Raw genomic sequence first — 10,270 nt, forward strand, 5'->3', positions numbered from 1 at the left:
AGCGTAAATGGGATCATAAAAGCTGAGTACGAACGTGCAATGGTAATAATACATAAGCAAACAGCGAATATTGCCCTAATGGCTATGCCATGTTTTTCATTGCGTTTAACTTCTTTGTTTTAATTTTATCTAATGGTTAATTTCCCTTAACGATATTATTAGGGTTGCTCTTGTTTAGCGTTATCGCGAACAAGGCTGTTTTTTAGTCAAATGTGTATCAAGGGTTTCAATCAGTTTTATGTTATGACTGAATATCACCGGCTATTCCTTTTGGCAACCTTGATTATTGCTTGAAATTTGCTCGGCATTATCAGCTTGCCCTCAGCCAAGGCTGAATGAGGGGAATGGATAACCTTTATGCGGCATTTATGCATCTACTATGCATGTTGTTTACCTTTGTGGCTTTTCTAACACTACCATTGTGGACTCTCTTTTTCTGATTAAGCGTATTTATATTCAAAATCTGAATATTTAGTCAGCTCGAAGCAATGAGCGGTTGGTCATTTTTAGCTTTATTTGTGTGACATAGATCACAAAATTGATGTGATATTATGTTTCTAATTTGTTGCCTTTATAACAGTTTAAGCCTGGTGGTTTATTTGTTGTTTTAGTGCTTAAGTCTGAGTAAGTTGTATTAAATAAGTTTATATATCGCGTGAAACATATTTTAAACAAAATAACTCACCAAATATAACAATTAAAGTTAAAAGGTTAAAAATTTGCCCATTGACGGAATTAATGTGAATCATCAGTATCAAGCAAACAGTCATACGGCGAATGTTGTAAAAGCTGTCATCATAAAAATAATAGAAAGATCACGGGAGCATGCATTTATGATTAAAAGAACCAAAATAGCCTCGGCGGTTAACATCGCGGTTGCGACTTCACTGTCGGCGGGCGTGTGGGTATCCACCAATGCGATAGCGGCCGATGAAACTGCCAAAGTTGAACGCATTGAAGTCACGGGCTCACGTATTCAACGTCAAGATATGGAAACTGCATCGCCAGTGACAGTGATTGATGCCGCAGCCATTAAGGCGGAAGGTTTTACCTCTGTTGACCAAATGCTACAGGTGCAAACCTCAATGGCGGGCGCCGCAGTCGGCTCTAGTACCAATAACGGTGCTGATGGTGTGGCTCAGGTTGACTTACGGGGTATGGGATCACAGCGCACCTTAGTATTGTTAAACGGTCGGCGTATGGTGAACTCAGGATCTGGCGCTGACAGTTCTGTGGATTTGAACTCCATCCCGGTAGCGATGATTGCCCGCGTTGAAATTTTAAAAGATGGCGCCTCCGCGGTTTACGGCTCAGATGCCATTGCGGGTGTAGTGAATATTATCACTAAAAAAGATTTTGAAGGTTTCCAATTTGACTTTAACGGCAGTGGCACGGATAAAGGCGATGGCGAAAATGGTGATGTGAGTGCCTTATATGGCTTTAACACCGATGGAGGTAACTATACCTTCGGTGCCGCTTATTCAGACCGTCGCGGTGTGATCCAAGGCGATCGGGATTGGACTGAGCCTGGTTATAGTTCTTTTATCCCAACAGGGTCATTGGGCGGAAAAGTTCAAGATGCCAATGGCAATTGGGTGAAACGTTCCACAGGTTACGATTATACCCAAGACAGTTTTTATCAAACTCCTAACGAACGTCGTAGCTTATTTGCCAATATGACTCAAGAGTTAGGTAATGATGTGGTATTGACCGCCGATGCAATTTATACCAATCGCCGTTCAAATCAACAGATGGCTGCGCAACCTGCTGATCTCATGCTAAATGTGTGTGGTGCTGCGGGTGTGCCTGTAGGAACTCCTTGTATCACGCTTGATAGCGCCATGATTGCCGGTGGCATTGCTGCCGATAAAAAAGGGTTAGTGAATTATCGTCGCCGGACTAATGATGTTGGACCACGTATTTATACACAAGATACAGATACTTGGCGTTTATCGACTGGTTTAGCGGGAACCTTGGATGTTCATACCGGGATGAACTGGGATCTCACTTATACCTATGGTAAAAACCAAGCGAAAACCGCAGTACAAAACTCGATTAATGCTACCGACATGGCCGCTTCTGTTTATGCCAATCAAGCTGCATGGTTTAGCGGAGCGCCATTAACTCAGCAAATGATCGATGACATCAGCTATGCTGAAGAAGCTAAGGGCGGTAATGAGCAACAAACCTTGTCTGCTGGTTTAAACGGTGAGTTGTTTGACCTTAGTGCTGGCGCTGTCGGTTTTGCTCTTGGTGCAGAATATCGTCGTGAAAATGGTTTCTACATGCCAGATGAAGTGGTAATTGCAGGTGAAAGTACTTCTGCTCAGCAAGATCCCACCAATGGTAACTATGATGTTATTTCTATCTTCCAAGAAGTGAGTGTGCCGTTCACTGACAAATTAACCGGTGAATTTGCGCTGCGTCTAGATGATTACTCCACTTTTGGTAAAGCGACTACGTGGAAAATTGGTTTAACCTACACCGCCACCGATGATCTGATGGTGCGTACTGTTGCTGCAACCGGGTTCCGTGCGCCGAGTGTAAGTGAATTGTACGGCGGTAATTCAGGTTCATTCGATTATTTGGAAGATCCATGGGGTAATGCGCAAGATCCACAAATCCTTGTTAACCGTACCTCAGATCCTGAACTACAACCTGAGGAATCTGAATCGTATACCGCTGGCTTAGTTTATTCACCTAGCTATCTTGACGGTATGTCAGTGACCTTAGATTACTGGCGTTTTAAAGTGTCTAATGCGATTGCGCGTATGGATACCCAAGCGGGTTTAGATGCTTGCTTTGCTGGTGATATTTCTGCATGCGAAACGTTCAATATCGGTGCTGATGGAAACTTAGATAATTTAACTAACGCGTTAACTAACGTCGGTACTCAAGATACCAGTGGTATTGATTTGAACTTAGCCTATAATTTTGAAGGGTTAGGTTTAGAGTGGAAAATCAATAACGATATGACTTATCTAGTGAAATTTGAACAGGATGGTGAAGATTACACTGGTACTATCGATGGCAACTTTGGTGCTTATGCAAGAGTTCGCAATAACTTCAGTGTTTCTGCAGGCCAAGATGATTGGAGTGTTATGTACTTCAACCGTTATATCGGTGGCATGACAGATTTGGCTGAAGGGACTGATGTTGATTCAATCATATATCACAACATCGCAGGTACTTATCACCTCAATGATATGACCAGTGTGAGTTTAGGTATCAAAAACTTCACGGACGAAAAACCAGTTACCGTATCTAATGGTAGCGATGGTGGCACAGTACCAGAAGTGTACGACACTATTGGCCGCACCATCTATGGCGGTGTAACGGTTAAGTTTTAATTTGCTTATAGAGTTATTTCCCCAAAAAGCGCCTTAGGGCGCTTTTTTATTTGCTACTGATTTTCCTCCAGAGCTGTTTTTTCCATGTTGCCATACTGATCACACTTTACCCCTCGCTGGGTTGGAGGAGTGTATTAAGGCTAGTGACACCTCAATTTGCGTGGTAATATTAATGATAGTTATTCTTATTGGCGTTAAGTATGGGAAAGATACTCGTAATTGATGATGATGCGTTATTTCGCACTTGGTTAGCGCAAGCTTTGTCGGCTAAAGGCTATGAAGTCGAGTGTGCGACCAATGGTAGGGAAGGGCTTAAGTGCATGAGTCAATTTATGCCTGATATTATTATGCTTGATGTTGTGATGCCGCAAATGGATGGCTTTGAACTATTGTCTGCGCGTGAATGTACCACGCCTGTGATGATGTTTTCTGCCCACAATAATGAACAGGAGCGTATTAAGGCGTATGAATTAGGCGCGGATGATTTTTTAGGTAAACCTTTTAGCATTAAAGAATTATTGGTGAGATTGCATGCGTTAGAGCGGCGCTTAACGGCAGTGACGCAGCCTAAAAAGCCGCTTAAGTCTAAGCTGGATTATTACCTACATTTTGATGAAACCAGCTATCGGCTGATGATCACTACAGCTAATCTGAGTGGCGCTTATTTTGGTGTTGAGCAGCATGGCACCGTGGTTCCCAGTGCAGTGAATGCTGATATAGTCAGTATTTGTGTGGATTTGACGCAAACCGAATTTAGATTGTGCCAATATTTATATGAACGTAAGGGCCAAGTTATCTCAAAGCAAGCGCTACAATGGGCGGTATTACAAAAAGATTTAGGAAAGTTTGACCGTAATCTTGATATGCACGTGAGCAATATTAGGCGTAAGTTTACTCAAGCGCATTTACCGCGGAATTTAATTCATACCGTGCGTGGTCAAGGTTACCATTTTGCGTTGTAAGCATCAGACATATTGACTGATAGGAATATCGGTTCATAGCACTAGTGGTCTAATAAGGGACGGCCGGTATCGATGAGCGGTGATTACCTCTCCAGCATCACTTTCTCTATGAGTGACAAACGTCCTTGTTCGCCGCTGCATCTCGCTCGTTCTGTTCAATAAATCTGCAGCAACATTCTCGACGCCTTGAATTTTTTCGCTTTCGATTTCTCCTGATATTGATTTAGTTTATTCTATAGCCCTTAACATAGAATGTGCGCTAAGCCCTCTATTACCCTCACATATTACAATAACGAATTTAGGACTTATTATGCGGATCAGTGCCAATTTTGATGGCGGAAATATCCAAGTTGTTAATATCGATAATCATGATGATATTCAACTGGCGATCCGCCCCGATGCGGGTGGCGAGTTTTATCAGTGGTTTAATTTTCGATTTGAAGGTGAGGTGGGTAAACAATACACCTTAAATATCATCAACGCGGGGACGGCATCCTACCCTAAAGGCTGGCAAAATTATCAGGCGGTAGCCAGCTACGATCGCCAGCATTGGTTTCGTGTGCCCACCGCCTATCAAGATGGTACCTTGTCCATTCAATTAACCCTTGAGTGTGATGTTATCCAGATTGCCTATTTTGCTCCCTATAGTTATGAGCGCCATTTAGATCTATTAAGCCAGGCGCAATTGCATCCCGAGGTGACGTTAGAGCACTTAGGGTTGACCTTAGATGGCCGCGATATGACCTTGATGAAAATCGGCGATGATTCACCCTCTAAACGTAATATTTGGATCACCGCCAGACAGCATCCGGGTGAAACGATGGCCGAATGGTTAGTTGAAGGCTTAATTAATCGTTTACTCGATAGCAATTGTTCGACGGCAAAGGCACTGCTGGATAAAGCCAATTTTTATATCGTACCGAATATGAATCCCGATGGCAGTGTCAGAGGGCATTTACGCACCAATGCGATTGGGGTCAATCTTAATCGTGAGTGGCAAACCCCGAGTCTGGCCCGTAGCCCTGAGGTTTATCATGTGGTGCATAAGATGCAGCAAACAGGCGTCGATTTATTTTATGATGTGCACGGCGATGAAGGATTGCCCTACGTGTTTTTGGCCGGGTGTGAAGGCGTGCCCGGTTATAGTCCGCGTTTAGCGCAATTGCAGGCCGATTTTAGCCAAGCATTAACGCTTGCGAGCGCGGATTTCCAAACGCAATTTGGCTATGAGCAGGATCAGCCAGGGCAAGCGAATTTAACCGTCGCGTCAAATTGGGTCGCACAACATTTTGATTGCCTCTCTAACACCCTTGAAATGCCCTTTAAAGACAATAATAATCTCGCGGATCCTTTTGTCGGATGGTCGCCAGAGCGCAGCATGTATTTAGGAGAAGCCTCCTTAATTGCGATGCTGGCCGTGGTAGATAAATTGAGATAAGTGAGGCAGATATGGCATTAATTAATTGTCCCGTGTGTCACAAACGTATCTCGAGCAAAGCCAGTGTTTGCCCTCATTGCCAAGCACAAACCAATGGGGATAACGCGTCTTTGGCGCGGATAAATGAGCTTAAAAAATCTGGCCGCTTGATGAATCACAGTTTCATTGCGATGACGCTATTTATTACCGGTGTGGTGATTTGGTTTTGGGGGGGCGAGCCTGCCGAGGGGATGCGGGCAAACATCGCTGGCGTATGCTTTGCTTTCGGTTTCGTTGGCTATCTCATTACCCGGCTTCGAATAGTGCTACATAAACGGAAAAGCCTATGACAGACATTAATCAGCTTATCGACAACATGCCCACAGAGGTCTATGAAAGACTGCGTACCGCCGCCGAGCTAGGTAAATGGGAAGATGGCACCCCCCTTACTGAAGCGCAGCGCGAATCAACCTTGCAAGTGGTGATGCTTTATCAAGCCCGCAGATTAGCGCAAACCGAGCACTTTACCATAGGTGCCCACGGTAAAATTAACGAGCTATCTAAGGCGGAATTGAAAAAACAATTTCGTGGTGAATCGATAGCCGAGTTTTCCGCTGAGCAGCTGTAACGCCCGAGGTTAATGTTTGAGCGAGAGTGTCGTAAAAGCCCATCTTAATGGGCTTTTACGACTACCTGTGTTACGACTACGATGATGTTTACTACTCAAGCGTGGTTTCACCCAAGGTGGCGCGCCCGTTTGGCGACGTTACCACTTGATTCAATCAGGACTGAGTTCACCCACCAAGTTTTGTAGCATCGCGGCTTTAATCTCATGTGGCTTGAGATTTTTTGACAGCAAATAATGCAATTTCGCCAATGCGGCTTCAATGGTCATGTCCATGCCGCTGATCACCCCAACCTGTGCCAATGCATTACCGGTAGCATAGCCCCCCATATTCACCTTGCCCTGAAAACATTGGGTGAGGTTGACTAGGACGATTCCGCGTTCATCGGCTTGTTTGAGCGTATGGAGGAGTGCCGCATCCTGTGGGGCATTGCCCACGCCAAATGTTAGTAATATCAACGCTTTTACTGGTTGCTGTAAAATGTTTTCAAATATCTTCGTCGAAATCCCTGGGTATAAAGTCACCACGCCTATGGGTTGTGGACTGATATTGGCCACTTCCAAAGGCTTATTACTGGGGATGGCGATTTTTCCTTCACGGAGGGTAATTTTGATGCCCGCCTCCAACAATAAGGGAAAGTTCGGCGAGGCAAACGCATCAAAGCCATCGGCATGCGCTTTGGTAGAACGATTTCCGCGAAACAATTTGTTATTGAAGAATAAACACACCTCGGCTACGGGATAATTGGCGGCAATATAAAGCGAATTGAGGAGATTGGTTTGGCCGTCAGAGCGCAATTGAGCAAGGGGAATTTGCGAGCCGGTCACTATCACGGGTTTGGATAAGCCCTGCAGCATAAACGATAGGGCCGAAGCGGTATAGGCCATGGTATCGGTGCCGTGGAGGATCACAAAGCCATCGTAGTTTTGATAATTGGCTTTGATGTCATCGGCAATCATTTGCCAATCCGTGGGTGCCATATTGGATGAGTCGATAAGCGGGCTGTATTCGTGGATCACGAATGTGGGCATTTCATCATGGTAAAACTCAGGCATCGATTGTACGCACTGAGTTAGAAATCCGGCGACGGGAGCAAAGCCATTATCGGTTTTTTGCATCCCGATAGTGCCACCTGTGTAGGCAACGTAAATGGAGCGTTTAGTCATTCTGGTATTATCTTAAGCGTTAAGTGCTGGGATTATACGTTTTTTGCCAAGGTAAACCCAATAAAAAAGCCCGAAGAACCGGGCTTTTATCATAGGATTGACTCAATGGCGCATCATTACTCTATCGCGCAGTTATCGCAATAGACGTAAACATGGTTGGGATCATTAAAGCGACCGATCGTCCGTAAATGGCTTGTCCATTGCAGTAACATCTGTTCGAATACCGAGGATTGGCTGACAGATGCCGGTAAGTGGCTGGCCACCGATGCAAACATTTGTTGGACAAACTGCTGCTCTGGCGTCAATTCCTGTTCAATCACCCGAGTGTCAAAGAGGGGTAAATTCGCCAGTTTAGCCGCCTTCGCAATGGCTTGCTCCATATCACCTAGCTCATCAACGAGCCCTAACTCAAGGGCTTTTTTGCCACTCCACACGCGACCTTGGGCAATGGTATCGACCTGCTCAAGGGTCATGTTACGCTCAGTCGCCACTAGTGAGATAAAGTCGACATAGCCGCGTTCGATATGACGCTGGATCACCGCTTCTACCTGAGGTGATAGGCTACGAGTCACCGATAATCCTGCCCAATCAGAGGTCGCGACGCCATCGGTATGCACACCAAGGCTGGCGAGGGATTCTTCAAAGGTCGTGATCATCCCAAAGATCCCAATCGAACCGGTTAAGGTGGTCGGCGTTGCAAAAATATAGTCAGCACTGGCTGAAATCCAATATCCCCCCGAGGCGGCAAGGCTACCCATACTCACAACAACCGGTTTGCCCGCCGCTTTTAGCGCTAATACCTCTTGACGAATTTGCTCTGAGGCAAACGCGCTGCCGCCAGGGCTATCGACCCTGAGCACTAACGCTTTAATATGCTTATCAAAACGGGCTTTACGTAATAACTCGGCAGTACTCTCTCCGCCAATTTGGCCCGCGGGCTGCTTGCCATTTAAAATCGTGCCGCTCGCGACAATAATGCCAACGCTGTCCTGCTCAACTAAGCTTGGCAGCGGGCTGACTAAGGTCAGATAGTCGTAAAAATTGATCTGCTTGAAGCTATTACCGTTTTTGGCTTTACCGACGCTGCCAAGCAGCATTTTACGAAAATCTTCATCGGTTGCGAGCCCATCGACCCACTTCATATTGAGCGCCATCGTCGCGGAGTTGCCTTGGGCTTTATCAAGCTCACTGAGGTAGGTTTTGGCATCAAGTGTGAGCTGGTTAGCTGCGATATTACGATTGTTAGCAACTGTTTGGCTGTAAGTTTGCCAAATATCGCCGAGTAACGCTTGGCTGGCTTCTTTGGCGGGTTGCGACATATCGTCACGCATATAGGGTTCGACAGCAGATTTAAAGGTGCCCACTCGGAAAATATGGGTTTTTACCTTAAGTTTTTCGAGGGCCGATTTAAAATACAAGCCATAGAGACTCAGGCCTTCAAGGGAGACGGCGCCTTGAGGGTTAAGGTAAATTTTATCGGCAAAACTGGCGAGAAAATACTGATTTTGCTCATAGTAATTGCCCATGGCAACGACCTGTTTACCGCTTTCTTTAAAACGATTTAGGGCATTACCTACGGATTGCAGCTTACTGATGCTGGCGCGTTTAAGATCGCTTAAATCCAATACAATAGTGCTAATTCTATTATCATGTATTGCACTTTCAATGACATACAACACGTCGGCCAGTAAAATCTCGCCCTCGGTATTGGCATCGTTACTTTGTTTAAGGGCGGCTTGAATAGGATCTATGGGTTGTTTTTGATCAACGAGTGTCCCCGCCAGATTGAGCACGAGCGCCGATTGCGGTTCGACCTCGATATCCTCATTGCTGATGATGGCGATGACAACAAAGGCTAAGATGCTAAAGACAATCAGGTTGAGAATAAGTTTGCGCGTACCATTTATCACCTGCCAAATAAATAGAAATATTCTCTTAAAAAACGATGGGTTAGCGGACATCTGCCACTCCTATATAAATCCAATAGGCTAATGCTAACTTAAAATCTCCCGGCAAGCTAAATACAATTGTAAAGGTTTTTAACTTACGTGCGCAGATCCAACGGTTGAGCTTGGATTTGTCTCAGGGTATGCTGGTTTAAATCACATGTTTTAAAAGGATGTTTGAATGTCGTTTCCCCATTTATTAGAACCCTTAGATCTGGGATTTACTCAGCTCAAAAACCGCGTGCTGATGGGCTCAATGCACACTGGTTTAGAAGAAGAAAAGGGCGGATTTGAGAAACTGGCCGCGTTTTATCAAGAACGCGCTAAAGGTGGTGTGGGCTTGATTGTCACTGGCGGCATTTCACCTAACCTGCGGGGCCGATTAACGCCCCATGCCTGCCAATTAAGCTTTCCATGGCAGGTTGGCAAACACCGTATCGTGACGCAAGCGGTGCATGAGGCCGGTGGCAAAATTTGTATGCAAATCCTGCATGCGGGGCGCTACGGTTATCATCCTTTTTCCCAAGCGCCGAGCAAGATTAAATCCCCCATTACGCCTTTTACGCCCTCGGCAATGTCAGCACGACAAGTGCGCGCGACGATTAACGACTATGCCAGTTCGGCCGCGTTAGCCAAAAAAGCAGGATACGATGGTGTGGAGGTGATGGGCTCTGAAGGCTATTTGATTAATCAATTTATTAGCGCGCGCACCAATTGTCGCGATGATGAATGGGGCGGCAGTTTTGCCCATCGCGCCAGCTTTGCGTTAGCAATTGTCAATGCTATCCGCGCCAAAGTGGGCC

At 45.5% G+C, this 10,270-nt stretch carries 7 protein-coding genes and 1 pseudogene; 6 read left to right on the plus strand and 2 right to left on the minus strand.

Going from position 1 to position 10,270, the window contains the following annotated elements; genetic code table 11:
- Positions 1-833: 833 nt before the first annotated feature.
- The 5 genes from ACRCZA_RS08335 to ACRCZA_RS08355 all read left to right on the plus strand — a co-directional run bounded on the left by ACRCZA_RS08335 (position 834) and on the right by ACRCZA_RS08355 (position 6,357).
- The gene (locus ACRCZA_RS08335) at positions 834-3,350 is read left to right on the plus strand and encodes a TonB-dependent receptor plug domain-containing protein (RefSeq protein ID WP_438673991.1); all 2,517 of its coding nucleotides are present in this window, start codon (positions 834-836) and stop codon (positions 3,348-3,350) included.
- Between the two features lie 200 nt (positions 3,351-3,550).
- Positions 3,551-4,312, plus strand: coding sequence for a response regulator transcription factor (locus tag ACRCZA_RS08340; protein WP_438673992.1), 762 nt, complete (start codon positions 3,551-3,553; stop codon positions 4,310-4,312).
- 310 nt (positions 4,313-4,622) lie between these two features.
- On the plus strand, positions 4,623-5,750 hold the full coding sequence (locus tag ACRCZA_RS08345) for a M14 family metallopeptidase (protein WP_438673993.1): 1,128 nt from the start codon (positions 4,623-4,625) through the stop codon (positions 5,748-5,750).
- A gap of 11 nt (positions 5,751-5,761) precedes the next feature.
- A complete protein-coding gene (locus ACRCZA_RS08350; RefSeq protein ID WP_438673994.1) occupies positions 5,762-6,079 on the plus strand; it encodes a zinc ribbon domain-containing protein in 318 nt (105 codons plus the stop codon).
- A complete protein-coding gene (locus ACRCZA_RS08355) occupies positions 6,076-6,357 on the plus strand; it encodes a YeaC family protein (protein ID WP_438673995.1) in 282 nt (93 codons plus the stop codon). Before ACRCZA_RS08350 ends, ACRCZA_RS08355 begins: the two co-directional genes overlap by 4 nt.
- A 150-nt stretch (positions 6,358-6,507) precedes the next feature.
- Here the strand turns inward: ACRCZA_RS08355 and ansA are convergent, their stop codons facing one another.
- Positions 6,508-7,521 (minus strand): asparaginase, encoded by a 1,014-nt coding sequence (gene ansA, locus ACRCZA_RS08360; RefSeq protein ID WP_438673996.1) that lies wholly within the window; start codon positions 7,519-7,521, stop codon positions 6,508-6,510.
- 116 nt (positions 7,522-7,637) lie between these two features.
- Entirely contained in the window at positions 7,638-9,482 is a 1,845-nt protein-coding gene (gene sppA, locus ACRCZA_RS08365; protein WP_438673997.1) for a signal peptide peptidase SppA, read from the minus strand.
- Between the two features lie 166 nt (positions 9,483-9,648).
- Between sppA and fadH the strand changes: the two are divergent.
- Positions 9,649-10,270 (plus strand): annotated as a pseudogene (gene fadH, locus ACRCZA_RS08370) (NADPH-dependent 2,4-dienoyl-CoA reductase); the annotation flags it as partial.

The organism is Shewanella sp. (assembly GCF_051658185.1).
Classification (GTDB): domain Bacteria; phylum Pseudomonadota; class Gammaproteobacteria; order Enterobacterales; family Shewanellaceae; genus Shewanella.

Bases quoted from the DNA above. Each gene is read 5' to 3' on its own strand.
- ACRCZA_RS08355 (WP_438673995.1), top strand. From the start codon at position 6,076: ATGACAGACATTAATCAGCTTATCGACAACATGCCCACAGAGGTCTAT.
- sppA (WP_438673997.1), bottom strand. From the start codon at position 9,482: ATGTCCGCTAACCCATCGTTTTTTAAGAGAATATTTCTATTTATTTGG.
- ACRCZA_RS08350 (WP_438673994.1), top strand. From the start codon at position 5,762: ATGGCATTAATTAATTGTCCCGTGTGTCACAAACGTATCTCGAGCAAA.
- ansA (WP_438673996.1), bottom strand. From the start codon at position 7,521: ATGACTAAACGCTCCATTTACGTTGCCTACACAGGTGGCACTATCGGG.
- ACRCZA_RS08340 (WP_438673992.1), top strand. From the start codon at position 3,551: ATGGGAAAGATACTCGTAATTGATGATGATGCGTTATTTCGCACTTGG.
- ACRCZA_RS08345 (WP_438673993.1), top strand. From the start codon at position 4,623: ATGCGGATCAGTGCCAATTTTGATGGCGGAAATATCCAAGTTGTTAAT.
- ACRCZA_RS08335 (WP_438673991.1), top strand. From the start codon at position 834: ATGATTAAAAGAACCAAAATAGCCTCGGCGGTTAACATCGCGGTTGCG.